The sequence below is a fragment of the Dyadobacter jiangsuensis genome (assembly GCF_003014695.1).
Classification (GTDB): Bacteria; Bacteroidota; Bacteroidia; order Cytophagales; family Spirosomataceae; genus Dyadobacter; species Dyadobacter jiangsuensis.
On the sequence record NZ_PYAS01000002.1, the window covers coordinates 400,059 to 419,405 of the forward strand.

General features: G+C 51.4%; 10 protein-coding genes. 6 read left to right on the top strand and 4 right to left on the bottom strand.

Annotation, left to right across the window (positions count from 1 at the left end):
• The first annotated feature begins 270 nt into the window (after positions 1-270).
• Together CLV60_RS04935 and CLV60_RS04940 are read left to right on the top strand one after the other, a co-directional pair.
• Entirely contained in the window at positions 271-5,628 is a 5,358-nt protein-coding gene (locus tag CLV60_RS04935) for a S8 family serine peptidase (protein WP_229210822.1), read from the top strand.
• A 96-nt stretch (positions 5,629-5,724) separates the two neighbouring features.
• A complete protein-coding gene (locus CLV60_RS04940) occupies positions 5,725-6,699 on the top strand; it encodes a nucleoside hydrolase (RefSeq protein ID WP_106594496.1) in 975 nt (324 codons plus the stop codon).
• A 5-nt stretch (positions 6,700-6,704) separates the two neighbouring features.
• On the opposite strand, the gene CLV60_RS04945 is transcribed toward CLV60_RS04940, so the two are convergent.
• Genes CLV60_RS04945 through CLV60_RS04955 form a run of 3 tightly spaced genes read right to left on the bottom strand, consistent with a single transcriptional unit; the run spans position 6,705 to position 11,071 of the window.
• The gene (locus CLV60_RS04945) at positions 6,705-7,532 is read right to left on the bottom strand and encodes an HpcH/HpaI aldolase family protein (protein WP_106594275.1); all 828 of its coding nucleotides are present in this window, start codon (positions 7,530-7,532) and stop codon (positions 6,705-6,707) included.
• A 14-nt stretch (positions 7,533-7,546) separates the two neighbouring features.
• Positions 7,547-9,967, bottom strand: coding sequence for a beta-N-acetylhexosaminidase family protein (locus CLV60_RS04950; protein ID WP_106594276.1), 2,421 nt, complete (start codon positions 9,965-9,967; stop codon positions 7,547-7,549).
• Positions 9,968-9,970: 3 nt separating this feature from the next.
• Positions 9,971-11,071, bottom strand: coding sequence for an acyltransferase family protein (locus CLV60_RS04955; protein ID WP_106594277.1), 1,101 nt, complete (start codon positions 11,069-11,071; stop codon positions 9,971-9,973).
• 157 nt (positions 11,072-11,228) lie between these two features.
• Here CLV60_RS04955 and CLV60_RS04960 point away from each other — a divergent pair, with 157 nt between their 5' ends.
• The 4 genes from CLV60_RS04960 to CLV60_RS04975 are packed head-to-tail and all read left to right on the top strand — an operon-like array spanning position 11,229 to position 17,194.
• Complete coding sequence (locus CLV60_RS04960) at positions 11,229-13,835, top strand: family 20 glycosylhydrolase (RefSeq protein ID WP_106594278.1); 2,607 nt, start codon at positions 11,229-11,231, stop codon at positions 13,833-13,835.
• A 47-nt stretch (positions 13,836-13,882) separates the two neighbouring features.
• A complete protein-coding gene (locus tag CLV60_RS04965; RefSeq protein ID WP_106594279.1) occupies positions 13,883-14,713 on the top strand; it encodes an ROK family protein in 831 nt (276 codons plus the stop codon).
• A gap of 51 nt (positions 14,714-14,764) precedes the next feature.
• Positions 14,765-16,021 carry an MFS transporter gene (locus CLV60_RS04970; protein WP_106594280.1) on the top strand — a complete coding sequence of 419 codons (1,257 nt, stop codon included), beginning with the start codon at positions 14,765-14,767 and terminating at the stop codon, positions 16,019-16,021.
• A gap of 12 nt (positions 16,022-16,033) precedes the next feature.
• Positions 16,034-17,194 carry an AraC family transcriptional regulator gene (locus CLV60_RS04975; RefSeq protein ID WP_106594281.1) on the top strand — a complete coding sequence of 387 codons (1,161 nt, stop codon included), beginning with the start codon at positions 16,034-16,036 and terminating at the stop codon, positions 17,192-17,194.
• A 112-nt stretch (positions 17,195-17,306) separates the two neighbouring features.
• Here the strand turns inward: CLV60_RS04975 and CLV60_RS04980 are convergent, their stop codons facing one another.
• Entirely contained in the window at positions 17,307-19,346 is a 2,040-nt protein-coding gene (locus CLV60_RS04980; protein WP_106594282.1) for a M13 family metallopeptidase, read from the bottom strand.
• Position 19,347 lies beyond the last annotated feature (1 nt).

Below are 19,347 nucleotides of genomic sequence, written 5' to 3' on the forward strand. Positions count from 1 at the left end.
CGATAAAAATTTGGGCTGCTAAGTTATACCAGCCACCAGCTAATTACAAATGCGTGCAGAATTAGGGCCTGGGTAATTTCACGTATACGATTGACGGTTCGCACGCGGATACGGCTGCATCCGGCTGTGTCTCAACGAGTTTCCTGTACAGGTTAATTTATATTAGACAATGGCAGAATTAATTTGCATTATTATGCTAAATGAAGTAGAATTACCTATCCTTTATCTGTACCAAAAATTATGAAGTGGAAAAATCTTTACTACACACTATTGTTAACTAGCCTAATCATAGGGCAGGTCAATGGGCAGAAGCGCCAGGACTATCAAATCCTCCTTAAAAGTGGTTCGATTCTGCCGGAGCGGAATATTTCATCTGCGTCTGGCCGCTCGAATGCGGCATTCAGGCTGTCTAATGCCGGGCAGAAGTCCCTGGTAGTGATCCAGTTTGATGACATTCCTACCGAAAAAGAGCGACAAGAATTGAAGCGTGAGGGTATCGAACTTCTTGAATATATACCAAATTACGCCTACACAGCAACGATGGCTCCGGGTAGTAATCCGGGGGCTTTGGCAAGAACCCGAGGAAGGGCTATAATCGAACTTGGCGCGGAGCAAAAAATGCAGCAAGGGCTTGCCAATGGTAACATTCCATCTCACGCATTTACAGGACCTTCCACGGTCGATCTGTGGATCAGCTATCCTAAGTCTTTCACTTACGAAGAGGTACAAGCCGCATTGCAAAGCCGGCAATACGAAGTCGTTTCCGATCAATACAAAAATTACCAGATACTGACGGTCAGGGTGCCTTTGAAAGAGCTGAAAACGCTTGCCGGGCAACCATTTGTGCAATATGTGCAGGCGATACCGCAGGCCGACCGCCAGCTGAATAATAAAAGTACTGTAAACGGCCGGGCCAATGTCCTGAAATCGGCCTTGCCCGGGAACAGAAACCTGTCGGGGGCCGGTGTGGTTGTGGGGATCGGCGATGAGTCCAATCCCCTGCGGCATATCGATTTTAATTCCCGCATCATCAACAGGGCGCCAATCGAAGCCGGTTCGCATGGCCTTCACGTGATGGGCACGATGGCAGGCGCGGGTATTATGGACGAGCGCTACGCGGGCTACGCGCCCAGGGCAACCGTTGTAGCCCAAAGTTATTCGTCGATTCTGGCCTATTCGCCGCAATATGTGCAGGACTTTGGCATGGTGATCACCAATAACTCTTACGGATCGGATGTGATTACCTGCGAAACGAATGGGGCTTATGACCTTTACTCGTATATTCTGGACCAGCAAGCGTTCGAAATGCCTTATCTGCAACACGTTTTCGCGGCTGGAAATAGTGGTAGTACTACTTGTGCACCATTTGGGGTAGGTTTTGGAACAGTTATGGGGGGATATCAGACCGCGAAGAACGTCATCACGGTAGGGGCGACCGGCGAGACCGGCGGGATTATAGCGAATTCCAGCCGGGGGCCCGTTAAGGATGGCAGGCTGAAACCAGAGATTACGGCGCACGGGAATGGCATTATGTCTACGATTCCGGTTAACCTGTATGGAAACGGAAGCGGTACGAGTATGGCGACACCGGCTGTGTCGGGTGGGCTTGCGATGCTGTATGAGCGGTACCGGCAGCTAAATGGCAACCAGAATCCCAAGAATGGCCTGATGAAGGCATTGCTGGTAAACGGAGCCGTTGACAAAGGCAACGAAGGCCCCGACTACCGTTATGGATTTGGCTGGCTGAACCTCCTTCGCTCGGTTAAAATGCTCGAATCGCAGAGTTATACCACAGGCCAGGTTGCGAATCAGGGAACTAACAACTTTTCTATTAATGTCCCGGCCAATACGGCGCAAGTGAAGATCATGCTTTACTGGAACGACCCGGCAGGCAGTACACTCGCATCCCAGAACCTGGTTCATAATCTCGATCTTCAGGTAACCAACCCCGCGTCGAGCGTGATCCTGCCCAGAATACTGGATCCCTCCGCAGCAAATGTCAATAATGTTGCGACCACCGGCGTGGATAACCGCAATAATATGGAGCAGGTAGTGATCAACAGTCCAGCAGAAGGGAATTACACGATTTCTGTCAAGGGTACCACCGTTGGTCAGTCGCCTTCCCAGGAGTATTTTGTGGTTTACGACATTATTCCTAATTCCATCACTCTTACCAATCCGGTGGGAGGAGAGCGCCTTAAGGATGGCGACGGGATTTATATTTCCTGGGATGCCTTCGGAAATAGTGCCAGTACCTTTACACTGCAATACAGTGGTAATAACGGTGGGACCTGGACGAACATTTCTACAACCATAGCAGCTGGAACCAGCCAATATGCGTGGGCAATCCCCGGTTTGCGGTCCGATAAGGTGAGGGTAAGGTTAATCCAAAACAGCACAGGTGCTCAAAGCATTTCTGAGCCCTTTGTGGTGATCGGCGTTCCAACGGTTACGCTATCGGCCCTGCAATGCGAGGGGTATATTTCGCTGGACTGGACGGCCGTAACAGGCGCTGCGGATTACGAAGTGATGATGCTGAAAGGAAAGGATATGGTTCCCGTAGCAACTACCGCTGCCACGACCTATTCGCTGGGAGGGTTATTAAAGGATTCGACCTATTATGTTTCTGTCCGCGCCCGCGTGAACGGGCAACCCGGACGTAGGGCGCTTGCCATTTCACGCAAACCGGATACCGGAACTTGCGCCGGCAGTATTTCGGACAACGACCTCAAAATAGAATCGATCGTTACGCCGGCTTCGTCGGGCAGGAAAAATACATCTACGGAGCTGAGCGGGGCGGTTTTTGTTAAAATGCGGATCAAAAATCTCGACGATGTAGATTTCAACGGCTCGCTGGATGTGGGATATGAGCTCAACGGGGTAGCAGTACCAGTCGAAACGATTACACCTTTCATTGAAAAAGGTAAAACTTACGACCACACTTTTGCGGTAGGAGCCAATTTGGCTAACCCCGGTGATTACAATATCAAGGTGTATATGCATAGTAATGCGGATGTCGTTACGGCCAACGATACACTGGCCAAGCTTTTCAGACAGCTACCCAACGACCAGCTGACATTGCCGTTTAATGATAATATGGAAAACCTCCCCGTGCAGAACGTCACAGTCGCGCAAATGGGGCTTACAGGGGATGGGCGTTACGATTTCAGCGCCGACACCGACGCGGGAAGGATACGCACTTTCATTAATACGGGCTTTGCGGCATCCGGCCAGAAGGCGTTGACCCTGGACGCCAACCGGGCTTATTCGGCGGGTAACACGAGCTACCTGACGGGGACTTTCAACCTGGCGGGTTACAACATCAATACCGACGATTTACGGTTGGTATTTTCCTATAAAAACCACGGGCAGAAAACGAATGGTAACAACAAAGTATGGATAAGGGGTAAGGATACCGACACCTGGATCGAGGCTTATGATCTTTTTGCAAACCAGAACCTCACAACCCAGGGCTACAAGACAACCGCTCCTCTTGAAATAAGTGCACTGCTTTCGGCGAATGCGAAAAATTTCTCATCAAGTTTCCAGGTTCGCTGGGGGCAATGGGGAAAGATGATCACTTCCGATTACAGCAACGGGGCGGGCTATTCTTTTGATGATATCCGCATAGTGTCGGTGATCGACGATATTCAAATGCTGGCATTGCTCGCACCGCCTACGGAAAGCTGCGGGCTGAGCAATGCGGAAACGATCGCTATCCGTATCCGAAACAGCTCCGCAAGGGATATTGCCAACCTGCCGATTGCACTGTCGCTGCCGAATGGGACCATACTCCGCGATACGATTACATCACTTGCCAAGCGCACAACCATCGATTTTACGTTTGGTCCGAAGGCGGATCTCTCGGCAATCGGGGCGTTAAACCTCAAAGCATGGTCGGAATTGGCGACTGACAGCTTCCATGATAATGATACGCTGGCGGTCAAGGTTTTCAACGCGCCGGTGCTGAGCTCATTCCCTTATCTTGAAAATTTTGAAAATGGAGATGGGTTCTGGAGTGCCAAGGGAACGAATAGCTCCTGGAAATGGGGTACTCCCACTTCCACTGCCTTGAACAAAGCGGCCAGCGGAACAAAAGTGTGGAAGACCAATCTTGCCGGAGGGTATAATGACAAAGAAGAGTCGTATTTGTACTCGCCTTGCTTCAATGTGAGCAGCCTGACTGCCCCTACGCTGAGTTTTAGCGCGGCTATTGACCTGGAAGTGTGTGAGCCTACCCCTTGCGACTACGTCTATATCGAATATTCCGGAAACGGTGGCCCGTGGACGCGCCTGGGCGCGGTGGGTCAGGGGACCAACTGGTATAACAAAACCTACTCGGGTAACGGTGCCTGGGCTATGCAGGACTACCTGCGCTGGCACGTGGCGAGCATGGCCCTGCCTACCGGGTTTGTGAACCTCAAATTACGTTTTGTAATGATCTCCGACGGCTTCACGCACCGCGAAGGAATTGCGCTCGACGATATCCATATTTTCGACAGGGTCGCTCCGATACTCGACAATGCCGGTGGCGTGGCTACCCAGCAGGTATCCGGCACGGGTTGGGTGAATTTTACGAATAACGGGAAGCTGATCGCGGCCATTAATCCCAACGGACAGAATATGGGTAGCACTGTGGTACAGTCATACCTGAACACGGTAGGAGTCAGAAATGGCAATGGCCAGTATTATCTCGACAGAAATTTTACCGTGAAACCAGCTAATAGCGAACTCGCTGACCTGGCAACTGTCCGGTTCTATTTCCTCGAAACAGAGAGTGAAGCGCTGATCAATGCAGTAGGCTGCGGCACTTGCGGCAAACCCGTGAACCCGTTTGAACTCGGTATTTCCAAATACCGAAATACGACAAATCAAGCCAAGGAAGATGGCAACCTATCCAACAGTACCGAGGGCGGTTGGTCGTTTCACCCGGCGGGCGAAGTCGCGATCGTGCCTTACGACAAGGGGTATTATGTTGAAATGAAATTGAAGTCTTTTTCGGAATTCTGGCTTTCGAAAGCGTTTGTCGGAAACCCGGGTGCATTGCCTGTCGAACTGGTGAGTTTCAATGCCAGGAAAAAGCAGGGCGACCTGCAATCGAAAGACGTGATCCTGGAATGGGAGACTGCCTCCGAAGAGAATTTTGATCATTTCGATATTGAGGTGGCTAACGGCGACGAGGCATACCGGCAAGGAAAATTCGTGCGACTGGCACAGGTGTTCGGAGAGGGTAATTTAAAAAGCGGCCGAAAATACGAATATATAGATCAACTACCGGGCAAATGGGGGAACTTGTATTACAGGCTGAAAATGGTGGATATCGATAGCACGTATCAATACTCCCGCACGCGTACGGTCGCCTTCGAGGCGCAATCTGAATGGTCGGTTTATCCTAATCCTTCGAAGGGCGTCTTCTACCTCGGCGACGAGGTTCCGGCAAATAGCTCGGTGTCCGTGAATGTGTATGATCTGCACGGCAGAATTTTGAAGCAACTCGATGGCGAGGCGTTGAATCCGGCGAATAAACGTAAGGTTGATCTCTCAGGACGCGAGTTTGTGGAGGGAATATATGTACTGGAAGTAGTGAATGGGGAAACAAAACAAGCATTTCAGGTGTTGAAAAACTGATGTAACCTCTGCTATCGTTTAAAAAATCCTTCTGATGCAGCATATTGGCAGGTAAAAGCGAATAGCTTTACAACAGACCGCATTTTTATGAATGTCATGAACAAAGTTTTACTGCTCCTTTGCCTCTTCACACTCTCTAACGCTTACGCTCAAACCGGAAGATCGGTCAATTCGCTGATTCTTGATACGGATATCGGTCCGGATTACGACGATGTGGGGGCGATGGCGGTCATGCACGCATTGGCCGACAAAGGAGAGGTAAAACCGCTGGCGGTGATTTCTTCTAATAAAAATGAGCTGGTAGTACCCACTATCGAAATCCTCAATAACTATTTTGGCCGTCCCGAATTGCCTACCGGCGCTCCCAGAGGCAAGGGGGCGAGTTTTGGGGCTACACAAAAATGGCCGGAAATGCTGGTAGAGAAATATCCGCACAAAATCACCAAAACGTCGGATGCACCGGATGCGGTGGAAACCTATCGGAAGATCCTCGCTAAGCAGCCCGATCAGAGTGTCACGATTGTCACGATTGGCTTCCTGACGAACCTCGCGGATTTGCTGGACTCCGGCCCGGATGCCAATTCACAGCTGACAGGTAGCAACCTTGTTCGTAAAAAGGTAAAACAACTTGTGTCGATGGCTGGCGGGTTTCCGAAAGGTCGTGAATACAATGTGCTGGTAGATTCGGTGGCGTCCGCCAAAGTCTTTGCCGAGTGGCCTACCGAGATCCTTTTCAGCGGTTTTGAAATTGGGAAAGAAATTAAAACCGGCAAGCGGGTAATCGCTAATGAAAGTCTGAAAAGCCCGGTGAAGGATGTTTTTGCGATGGCCATGCCGTTGTCTAAAGGCGATGTGGATGGCCGGATGAGCTGGGACCAGACGGCCGTGTTGGTAGGCGTCCGGGGTATTCAACCCTATTTTGGTGTAAAACGCGGAAGAATCATCGTGGACGGTGGCAATAACAGCTGGCAGGACGATCCCATGGGGCCGCATGCATACCTCACGCCCAACATGCCCTTCGAACAGCTTACCGCGCTGATAGAAGGACTGATGATGTGGCAGGGGAAATAAAGGGGCTATACTATTAATGAATGGTCATTCGAAGCGGTCGGGACATCGCCGGCCGCCGGATCGCCGGCCGCCCTTTTTATTTTGTCAAAATCTGCATTCAGTTTCTGAACAAAAAGCGCCACGTCGAAGCTGTGCACGACGATATTCGCGCCTTCTTTCATCCATTGAATCTGCCTTTCGGGTTCCAGCGAGAAGTGAATACCAATGGCCAATCCCTTGGCACGCGTGGTGCGGATAATGTAGGAAACGGCTTTTTCAAACTCGGGATGGTCATATTGCTCGGGCAATCCCAGGCTCACCGACAAATCGTGCGGACCGATGAAAACCGCGTCCAGCCCCGGCACAGACAGCAATGCGTCCAGATTATCCATCGCTGGTACGCTTTCAATGTTGGCAATGCAGATATTTCCCGCATTGTATTTCGCTACATATTCCTGCATATTTTCAGGTATCCGAACAGCCCCGCTCAGGTAATTCTGCAAAATCTTGCCTTTCAGCGGGCGGTATTTGGTAGCACCCACCAGCTCCGTAACCTGTGCTACGGATTCCAGGTAGGGGGCCACAATGCCTTTTGCGCCTGCATCGATGGCCTGACAGGCAAGGTAAGGGTCAGGGCACGGAATGCGGACGATAGGGGTAATGCCCAAATGCCGGAATTGCTGACATAGTACAGCCATTTCCGTTCTCCCGATCGGAATGTGCTCGGTATCGATGAACACGAAGTCGACACCCGTTTTCTTCACGGCCGAGGGCCACATCGGGCCGGTGGAGGTAATGCAGGTGCCGTATACATTGCCGCCGTTTTTCAGTTTTTCGAGTAATGTGGATTCCATTGTGAGATCTTCTTTTATTGTTTCATCAACCATATCTCCGTCACCTGTGAGCCGCGCTCCCCTTCGCCGCAAGTCCACTCAAAAATGACTTTGCCGTCGGCAGTGGCAGCTTTGGGTACGTTGAATTCGAATGTGGGCTGCTCGCCGGTCTGGATAAAATCATGGATGGTCTGGCCATCGTCGGTGGTCATGCGCATGCGCGAGCGGAAGCGTCCGGTGTAGGAAATGCGGATACGGTAGGTAGCGTCCGGATCGAGATTGTCGTAGCGGATTTGCAATGGCTGGTCGTAGAGGGTTTTGGCCTGCTTCATCCAGGCACGAGGCGTCACTTGCCCTTTAAACCCGGTTGCCTGGATTTCATCCACCCATTCTTCACCTACCAAACCAACGCCAAAGCCGATCCGGGGCGACTGCAGACTTCCCGGATCTTCTTCCCAGGATAAGGCGGGTACTACGCGGTACCAGCTTTCCGGATCGCCGAAATGGTCGTAAAACCCACCCGGGCCGGGGTCAGTGCGGTGCAACAGTTGATCTATTTCCCGCAGCATTTCCGCCTCGCTGGTCAGCTTTTCTATTCTCTTGAATTGGTCCAGCAAATAGGGGACATCGTTCAGCGGCATGTTGATCAGGTCCACGAAATTACCGCGGCCCGACATCGCGCCATGTTTCTTCATGGTTAACTGCGCGCCGATGCTTTTGAATAGTGAATCGGCCAGATCGAAGCATTTTTGCTGATGGTCCGGGAGAATGCGTTCTTTCCAGGCCTTTTCCAGCAGACTTTCCGCATTGCGCAAGGCTTTCACCGCTCCGGACTGGTCGGCCGATGCCAGTGCGCGCCGCGCTTGCTGTTCCAATTCGAGTTCGTAAATCAGCCGCTGGCGTGTGTAGTCGTCAAAATACGCACGGATAAGCCCCATCTGGAACCTCGGGTTTTGCAGTAGTTTTAAAGGCGCACTCTTTTCTATCGATTGCCACTGGCGGAGCGTAATACCGATCCCGTCATTGTCGACGACCTCGCCGTGCCAGTTCTTTTCGAGATCGACGATCGCCTGTGCACCGGCTTCTTTGTATTCAGTACCAAAGAACAATCTGGCATAATCACGCAAGGTCTCGATGACCGGCATCTCAGGATCCCAATCCTGATCGCTCCAAACAAACTTGTTTACATCATCATTGGTACCTTCCGAGTAGCTCACGCTGCCGATGCCATACTGATCCAATGCATTGTGAATGGCTTTTTCATCAAACGGACGCGGGTTGATGCTCTCGCGCCCGAGCGTCATTGCCCACGCAAGGTCCCAGTGCGGTACCGGATATTGCGCCGAATAGTTGTGGGTGATGTCGGGATAATGCCGGATCGGGATCGAGGGTTTGAGCATCTCCCTGATCTTCTGTACCGGAATCTTCACCCATGGCCCGAATACCACTCCGCTGAACCAGGGATATTCCTTATTGGCATGACTGAAAAATGCATCGAACCATTTTTGAGTAGGGCGGAAGACCTGGGGCGAAACCCAGATTTTAGCTTTGGGATGGTATTTCTGTAATAATGTCGCTTCTTTTTCAAGCCATGCGAAAAGTACATCCGGTTCCAATTCGCCCGGGTCGCCTGCTGGCACAAACAGGCCGTCGAGTTTTGGCAAGCTTGCGAATACCTGATCGCGCTCGGCGAGCTCTTTTGCAATGGAATCGGGGTGGGTATAGTTTTTACCCATATTCGGATACCAGATCGATACATCGAGGCCATAGGACTTACAAATCCGGGACTGCTCGACGATCATTTGCGCGGCGGATATTTTCATATGGCGGCTGGTAGCGTCGTCGTCGGTACGCGGGGGGAGGATTTCGATGGTGTTGGCTCCAAATAGCGCCAGTTCACGGATGTACTGGTCGAAACCCGCGACGGTGAATGCGTCATACGCATTCGTTTTGGGGCGGTAACCGAGCTGGTGGCCGCGCATGGGGTACCGCGGGCTGGTGCTGACCGCCAGCCGGGCATTGAGTTGCAACTTACCTTGGGTCATTTCCGCTTTCCGAAGGAATCGCCCGACACCGTACAATATTCCCCGCGCATCTTTTCCTGTTATGATAATGGTATTCGAAGGGCCGGAGACTAATTTAAAGCCCTCGTTTTTTAATTCAGGCAATGCGGAAACGACATTTTGGAATGGTGCCGGCAATTTACTCAGGTCGCCCTCCGAGACGATCAGGATCATATTTCCGTTTTTCGGAAGCTTTTTGGCGACTGGGAGTTTGATTCCAGTCCGCTTTTCAATCTCATTTTGCAAAACTTCAATGCTTCGGAGCAATGTAGCCTTGTCGCTCGGGCTGAAAATCTGGCTTTTGGACAAATCAAGGGGTTGCGAGAAGGCCAAGCCGCTTCGCAGGATAACGATCAGAGGGATAAGAAACCGGAGAGATGTTCGGTAAGGCATGGGTTAGAGCTTAATGAAAATCCGTTTTTTATAAAGAAGGAAGGCGGGGATGAAATTGATACACACAAAAAAAAGCGCATAAAGCATACTGGCAAGGCGCGGATCCATTCCTGATTGGGATAGCGCGGCCACAGCGTGGTGGTTCAAAGTGTCTGCGCCGACGGGCATGATGTAAAATAGCAATGCAAGAATATCGGCCAGCACGTAAGCGGCGATCGCATTGGCCCCGAAAATAACACCGAGTGTAATGCCCTTCCTGCCCCCGCGAATGTCGATCAGGAAATACAATGCGCCGAGGAGCATGGAAGCGAAGCCCGAAGTTACCAGCACAAAAGAGCTCGTCCAGAGGTTTTCGTTGGTAGGGAAGATCAGGTTCCAGAAATAACCCAAAGCGGCAATGGCAAAGCCGGCGGTGAGCAGGTAATTGCTTTTTTCGTTGGGAGATAACGGTAGCAGCATGAGTTGGCCTGCGAGCATGCCGGTAATGGTGGTCGCGATGGACGGGAATGTGCTCAGAATCCCCTCCGGATCCCAGGTACCCTGCCACATTTTGCCGGGTAAATATTGCTGATCGACCCATGCGGCCAGGTTTACGCCCGGTTCGAGCATTACTTTACCAATACCGGGCGTCGGGATGGTGGTCAATGCGAGCCAGTAAAGCAGGAGAATGGTAACGGCCAGGCCGAACTGTTGCTTCCAGTTCGTATTCAAGAAAAGGATCGCGCACACCAGAAACACGATCGCAATCCGGTGAAGTGTGCCGGTATAGCGCAGGTTGGAGAAGTTGAAATCGGGCAGCATGTTGAGGAACATGCCGACGGCAAATATTTTCAACGAGCGGATGATGATCTTGCGATACAGCGCGCCCTTTGGCGCATCGCGTTTTTTGGAATAAGCCAATGCAATGGAAACACCGACGATAAAAAGGAAAGTAGGTGCGATGAGGTCCGTAAATGTGAGCCCGTTCCATTGGGTATGGCGGAGTGTGGGGAACACATAATCCTCGTGTCCCGGGAAATTCACCATGATCATCGCTGCAATGGTAAAACCACGCATTGCATCCAGCGAAAGTAATCGGGACAAAGCGCCCGAGGGGTTTTCCATAGCAGCCGTTTTATACGGTTATGTACGGAGGCGGCGTACAAAAGGGCTATTCCCGACGCTTTTTGCACCCTTCACTAGTATATTTTGCGCAATTGTCAGTAATTAGGAAGTTGTATTCCTAACACCGGAAAAATCATCCCCCAGCCTTTTTGACCCTATGAAGAAACTACTCCCGCTTTCGCTTGCCTTGTTTGGTATGCTGCTGTTTGCGAGCTGCAACAAATCGGGCAATGTATCCAAAGAACAGGCCGAGAAAATCGCGGTTTCGTGGAAGCTTGTCAGCAATTTTATCGAACCGCAGGGAAGGTTTGAGGCGCAGTTTACGATTAAAAACGGCAGCGATTTTGCGTTGGACGCCTCCAACTGGAAGCTATTCTGGAATATGTCGCCCAGGCCGATCCAGTCGAACAAAACACCGGAGCCTGCTATCGTAGAGCATATCAATGGCGACTGGTACCAAATGGTGGCTGCGAAGGATTTCAAACTCGCGCCGGGGGATTCGGTGGTGATCAAATACACGGGTACCGAGGGGGTAGTGAAGGAGACGGATGCCCCGCTGGGCTTGTATTTCGTGTTTTATGACAATGAAGGAAAAGAGCAGGATATCGTCGAAGTGGTGGACTATACGATCGAGCCATTCACGACGAAGGAGCAGATTCTGCGCGGTAAAATGGATTTGAAAGAGGTTCCGACCGCTGAAACGCGTTACAAGGCCAATACTGCATTTACCAAACTGGGCGAGGAGCAGCTTTTGAAAATCATACCTAGCCCGGTGAAACTCGTTCCGGCCGCTGGCACATTCACATTGACTGGTAAAACCAATGTGTATTATCAGGAAGGGCTTGAAAATGAGGCAAAATATCTGATCAGTAAATTAAAGACATTAACGGGTACCGATCTGCCGATTCAGGCCGGACTTCCTAATAAACCTTCTTCTGAGGAAGCCGCTATTGTTCTCAAAATGGGTAAAGTGGCAGTGAACGGCGTTTCCAGCGAAGCATATAACCTCAATATCGGTCAGACGGGCATCACGATCGAAGGTAGCGATGCCGCGGGCGTGTTCTACGGCGTTCAAAGCCTTTTGCAGCTCGCACCGACGGACGCTTACCAGAAGCCTGTCGCTTCGGTGGGTTTCGGGTTTGTGCAGGTGCAGGACGCGCCGCGGTTCCAATTCCGCAGTTTGCACCTGGATGTGGCGCGTAACTTCCAGACGAAGGAATCAGTGAAGCGCATTATCGATCTGCTCTCTTCCTATAAGGTCAACCATTTATTACTCTACACTACCGAGGACGAAGGCTGGCGGATCGAGATCGACGGCTTGCCGGAACTTACGCAGGTAGGCGCGCAGCGCCAGCACACGTCGGGCATGAATGCGAACGCATTGCACCCGGGCTACGGGTCGGGACCGGTAGCCAATGAGAAAGGCAAGCACGGCAGCGGCTACTATACCAAAGCCGATTTCATTGAAATACTCAAATTTGCCCACGAGCGGCACATTAAGATCATTCCGGAGCTGAACTTCCCAGGCCACGCCCTGGCGGCGATCAAGTCGATGGAGGCGCGGTATGAGCGGTTGATGAAGGAAGGTAAAGAGAAAGAGGCGAACGAGTACCGTTTGATAGATCCGGACGACAAGTCGGTTTACATTTCGGCACAAGGCTACAAGAACAACGTCGTGAGCCCCGCCCGGGAATCGACCTACAACTTCTTTGTGAAAGTGGTGGATGAAATCGCGAAACTGTACGAACAGGCGGGTTTGAAAATGGATACTTTCCATACTGGCGGAGATGAGGTGGCCGATGGCGTGTGGACGAAATCGCCCATGGCCGCCAAGCTGTTGCAGGAGCATCCCGAGGTGAAAGGGCCGCGCTATCTGCAAACTTACTTTTTCAGAAAACTCCTGCCTATGCTCGAAAAGCGCAACCTGAAAGTGCATGGCTGGGAAGAAGTGGCATTGAATAAAACGGAAACCGGCGCTTACCTCGCTAACCCGGAGTTTGTAGGGCGCCAGGTGTATCCCTACGTTTGGAACAATGTATATGATGTCGACCTGGGTAATCGCCTGGCTAATGCGGGTTATCCGGTGGTGCTCTGCAATGTGACCAACTTCTATTTCGATATGTCGTACAACAACGATCCCAAGGAGCCGGGCCTGTACTGGGGCGGATTTGTGGACACGCGCGACAACTGGGCATTTGCGCCATTCAATATGTTCCGCACCACAGAGGAAACCGCCATGGGCAAGCCGATGAAGGAGGAATTTGTGGGTAAGCAGCAGATGAAGCCGGAGGCGCGCAAGAATGTGTATGGTATCGAGGCGCAGCTTTGGAGCGAGACGATCAAAGGCCGCGATATGATGGAGTATTCGATCCTGCCTAAGCTTTTGGGCTTCTCCGAAAGCGCCTGGGCGGCCGAACGGAAGTGGGAAAACGTAGCCGACGATGCCGCCAGAAAGGCCATGATGGCAGAGGGCTGGAATATTTTTGCAAACTCGATAGCCCAAAAGCATCTCCCGAGACTAAAGTATATCAACGGGGGCTATCATTACCGCCTGCCTCAACCAGGCGCGATCATAGAAAACGGAATGCTGAAAGCGAATGTGGAGCTGCCGGGCCTGGCAATCCGCTACACGACCGACGGCTCCGAGCCTACCGAAACTTCACAGCTTTATGAAAACCCTGTGAAAGTTTCGGGTACTGTTACGCTGAAAAGCTTCGATCTGGCCGGACGATCGAGCCGCAGCAGTGTAGTGACAGCCCGTTGACCGAACTGATCGTTTAACGCAGCTTACAGCTCAACTCCTCACCGTCGATGAACATTGGTGTAGATCTCGGCGGCACGAACATTCGTGCCGGCATCGAGTCGGGTGGCCATATTACCCGGCAAAATCAGACATTACTGGCCAACAAGCATTCACTGTCGGCAACGCTCGACCAGCTGATGGACGTAATCCGCCCGCTGACGGCCTACCCCGTGAAAGGGATAGGCATAGGGGTACCTTCGGTTGTGGATGTGAACAAAGGCATTGTTTATAATGTCATGAATATCCCTTCATGGGAAGAGGTGGCATTGCGCGATATTGTGGAAAAGGAGTTCAATCTGCCGGTTTCGGTGAATAATGATGTGAATTGCTTCATACTTGGCGAACATCGGTTCGGACTGGCGCGGAAATTCCGGTCGGTGATCGGGATGGCCATCGGTACCGGGCTGGGTTCGGGTATTATCATCGATAATCATTTGTATGCGGGAAAGAACTGCGGCGCAGGGGAGATCGGGATGCTGCCTTACAAGGATTCGATATTGGAAAACTATGTATGCAGCCGCTTTTTCGAAGACTCCCTGGGTATCGACGCATTTGCGGCACACGAGGCAGCATTGAAAGGGAGCAAAGAAGCGATTGAAGTTTGGGAAGAATTCGGGGTGCATTTGGGCGCGGTGATCAAAGCGATCATGTATACCTACGACCCCGAGGCGATTGTCATGGGCGGCTCCATTGCCAAAGCCAACCGGTTTTTTCAGGATAGCATGTTGGAAAGTATTCAGGATTTTGCTTATCCCGAGTCGTTGAAAAAGCTGACCTTACTACTTTCCGAAAACGAGAATATTGCATTGCTGGGTGCCGCGGCACTGCTCGACGATTGATGTAATGCAGTTTTAAATTTAAATTAGGCTACCAAACCACGCGCAGCCCTCATGCAAAGGAACATTTTCATCGTAGTACTGATCTTCCTGATCTTTTTCGTCATCTCCTTCCTGACCAACATCCTCGGTCCGATCATCCCCGATATCGTCAAAAGTTTCGATCTCAGCATTGGTCTGGCGGGTTTCCTGCCGTTTGCATTTTTTGTTGCTTACGGGGTGATGTCGATTCCGGCGGGGCTGATGGTGGAGAAGTTCGGTGAGAAAGTAATGCTGATCGTGGCGTTTCTGTTGGCATTCGCCGGGGCATTGCTCTTTGCATTAATCCCCAGCTTTTTCGTAGCGCTGTTTTCGCTGTTTCTGATTGGTGTTGGGATGGCTATTTTGCAGGTAGTCATTAACCCGCTGCTGAGGGTTTCGGGCGGCGAGGAGAAGTTTGCATTTTACTCGGTATTAGCGCAGTTGTTTTTCGGAGCGGCGTCGTTTCTGAGCCCATTGCTTTATAGTTACCTGGTGTTGAATGTTCATTCCGGCAATTCCGGTTTTTTGATTGATATATTGAATGGCCTGGTGCCTGAAAACCTGAAATGGGTTTCGTTGTACTGGGTTTTCGCAGTCATCGCGCTGGCGATGGTGGCGGTGATAGCCGTTGTGAAATTCCCGAAGGTGGAACTGCTGGAAGACGAGCGGATCGATGTGGGCAAGTCGTTCGGGGAACTGGCGGCGAATAAGCTGGTATGGCTGTTCTTCCTGGGCATATTTGCCTATGTAGGGACCGAGCAGGGCATTGCCAACTGGATTTCTCAGTTCCTGCAAACCTACCATGAAGTGGATCCGGCCACGACCGGCGCTTCGGTTATTTCCTATTTCTGGGGCCTGCTCACCATCGGCTGTTTCCTGGGATTGATATTGCTGAAAATATTCGATAGCCGGAAAGTGCTGATATTCTTCACCTGCGGTGGCATTGCGTCGTTGCTGATGGCCTTATTCGGGTCAAAGGAAATGGCTTTGATTGGCTTTCCGATGGCGGGTTTCTTCGCTTCGGTGATGTACTCGGTGATATTTTCGCTGGCATTAAACTCGGTTCCGAAACATCACGGGACGTTCTCCGGCATCCTGTGCGCGGGTATTGCGGGCGGCGCGGTAGTTCCGTTGATCGTCGGTGGGTTAGGGGAGCTCGTGGGGCTGCGTTTCGCGATGCTTTTTCTGCTAATTCCGCTGGGATATATTTTGAGTATTGGAATGTGGGCCAAACCACTGGTCAACAATGAAACGGTATCGAGCGTGAAGGAGCTGTTCAAGCTCGGTTGAAAGGGTATTTATATGTACAAAATTATTCTCCTGCTCGATTTTGCCGAAGAGTACAGCAAGAGCCTGATGAAGGGGATCAATGCGTATTCCAAAGAGTTCGGGCCGTGGATCTTCTGCCGGATGCCGCTTTTCCATCGCGAGACGATCGGGATAGACGGCATTCTGAAATGGGCGTTGGAGTGGGGAGCGGATGGTATCGTAGGACAATTGTATAATAAGGAGATCGACAAGATCGTCCGGGCCGGGATTCCGGTCATCGCGCAGGATTTCAAGGAGCGTTTCACCGAAATCCCCAACATTACCGGCGCCTACCACGAAGCCGGTCAAATGGGTGCCGATTACTTTCTCAAAAAAGGCTTTACCAACTTTGCATTTTACGGTTTCAACGACATCGTGTGGTCACGCGAGCGCGCGGAAGGCTTTGAAGAACATTTGCGGAAGAAAGGGCACAAAGTGCATTACTTCGAGCACAAAAAGTCACGTTCGACGGAGCTTTGGTATTATAAACCCAGCTCGCTGAGCCGTTGGCTGAAATCGCTGCCGAAGCCGATCGGCCTGATGACTTGCGACGATAACCAGGGCCAGCACATCACGGAGGCGTGCAGGCACGTGGGCATACGCATACCCGAGGAAGTGGCCGTGCTGGGAGTGGATAATGATGAAATGATCTGCGACTTGTCCGATCCACCATTGTCGAGCATTGCACTCGACGTGGAAAAAGGGGGCTATGATGCTGCCAAACTGCTCGATCATATGATCAAACACGGCACCAGGGATTATTACGACGTGGTAGTACGCCCTACCCAGGTCATTACCCGGCATTCGACGGATATTTACGCGACCGGCGATGACCATATTGCTTCATCATTGAAATACATCCACCAAAACATCGACAAAAACCTGCATGTGGATGAGGTCGTGAAGCAGGTGCCGCTATCACGCCGGGCCTTGGAAAAGCGTTTTCTGGAAATTACCGGTTACCCGATTTACAAATATATTTTTAACCTGCGGATCGAGAAGTTCACACAGAAACTGCTCGATACCGATATGTCAGTATTTGAGATTGCGCTGGACATGGGGCTGGGGGATAGCAAAAATATAGCCCGCCAATTCAGGCAGGCTAAGGGATGCAGTCCAAGTGCTTATCGGAACAAATATCTGGCAGGGAAGTAAAAAATAGACAGTGTCAAATATGATTAAGCTGTCAGCCTGAGCGGAGTCGAAGGCCGGTACAGCACCGGCCTTCGACTCCGCTCAGGCTGACAATCTAATGCGATAAACTCGACTACCAAATCACAATCCGGGAGGAATCGGGCAGTATCATCTTGCTTCCGGCACCACAGCTCCATGCCGCCTGGAATTCCTTCAAATGCGGCAGCGGGCCGTTGATGCGGTCGCGGGCTGGGGAGTGCGGGTCGGTTTGTACCTGGTTGCGCAATGCCTCGTCGGTGGTGTTCATGTGCCATACCTGCGCCCAGCCGAGGAAGAAACGCTGCTTCCAGTTGAATCCGTCGATCGGAGCCGGCTCTTTGCCGTTGAATGACTTTTCCAAAGCATAATAGGCCAATGTAAGGCCGCCCAAGTCGGCCACATTCTCGCCGATGGTCAGCGCACCGTTGATCTTAAAGCCGGGCAATGCTTCGATGCCGCTGAAATAGTCGATGTAACGCTTGGTCAGCTTGTCGAAATTGGCGCGGTCGGCGGCGGTCCACCAGTTTTTGAGGTTGCCTTCATCGTCGAACTGCGAACCCTGGTCGTCGAAACCGTGGGTAAACTCGTGACCGATCACGGCGATAATGCCTCCGTAGTTGATCGCATCGTCGGCATTGCGGTTATAAAATGGCGGTTGCAGGATACCGGCCGGGAACACCACCTCGTTGTTCAGCGGGTTGTAATAGGCATTCACCGTCTGCGGCGTCATGAGCCATTCTTTCTTATCCACTTCCTTGCCGATCTTTTCCACATTCTCCTTGTGCGCGAACAGCGACGCTGAAATCACGTTTTCAAACAGCTTGTCGGGCGCGATTTCGATTGAGGAATAATCCTTCCATTTGTCGGGATAGCCGATTTTGTAGGTAAATGCTTTCAGTTTCTTATGTGCTTTGGCCTTTGTGGAATCGCTCATCCAGGTCAGCTTGTCGATGCGCTCGCCGTACACCGTGCGCACGTTCTCGATCATTTCGGATACCTTCTTTTTGTCTTCCTCCGGGAAGTATTTCTTCACGAACAGCTTACCCAGCGGCATGCCCAGCAAACCATCGGTCGAACGAATAGCGCGTTCCACACGGCCTTTCTGCTGCTTGGTACCGCGCATTACAGTAGCGAAGAAACGGAAATCCTCTTGATCGTATTTCTTAGGTAAGAAGCCCGCGAACGTCGAGAGTAATTGCCATTTGGAATACAATTTCAATGTGGCGATCGGTGTCGCTTTCAGGAGTTTGTTCAGATTTTGCAAATAGGGTTTGTTCTGAACAATTACAGTGTCTGTCTTGATATCCTGTTTGTCCGCAAATGTTTTTTGGTCGAAATCCGGGATGAGTTTCTCGAAATCGGCGAAGGCCATTTTGTTGTAGGTCTTCACCGGGTCGCGCAGCTCCACATTCGTCAGTTGCAGCTTTGCGAGTTTCGTTTCGAAATCGAGGATGGTTTGGCCGGGGTTAGCTTCGGTGAAGCCCGCCATCGAGAACATTTTGTCGACATGCTTCACAAACTCGCCGCGCACTTTCACCGTGCTGGAATCGGTGCGGTCGTAATAGCTGCGCTCTCCGAGGCTGAGGCCGTCCTGGCCCTGGTAAAGGATATTGACCTTGCTGTTTCTCAAATCACCTTCTACTCCAAAACCCGTTACGGTTTCCACACCTACTTTCTGCATCTCGCCGGCTACCGCTGCGAGGTCTTTCAGCGAAGCCACCGCATTGATTTTGTCGAGATAAGGTTTCAGGGGTTCCAGTGCACGTTTCTCAACCGTTGCGGTATCGAGGAACGATTGGTAGTAATCGGCGATCTGCTGCTCTTCGGTACCTTTCTTGCGGTCCTGAACTTTGGTAATCTCTTCGATAATGCCTTTCAGGCGGACCTCCTTGTTTTCCTTATCCAGGATGCCGAATGCGCCCCAGCGGCTTTCGGTACCGGGGATCGGGTTTTTCTTTTTCCAACCGCCGTTGGCATAGGAATCAAAATCATCGCATGCTTTGGCTGTCGAGTCGAGCGAGCTCACATCGAAGCCGGGTACTTTGGTGGTGTCGGTTTCTTCCTTTTCTTTTTTACATCCTGCCAGGCTCACCACAAGGGCCAGAGCGGCAGCACGGAATGCGGCTGATTTCATT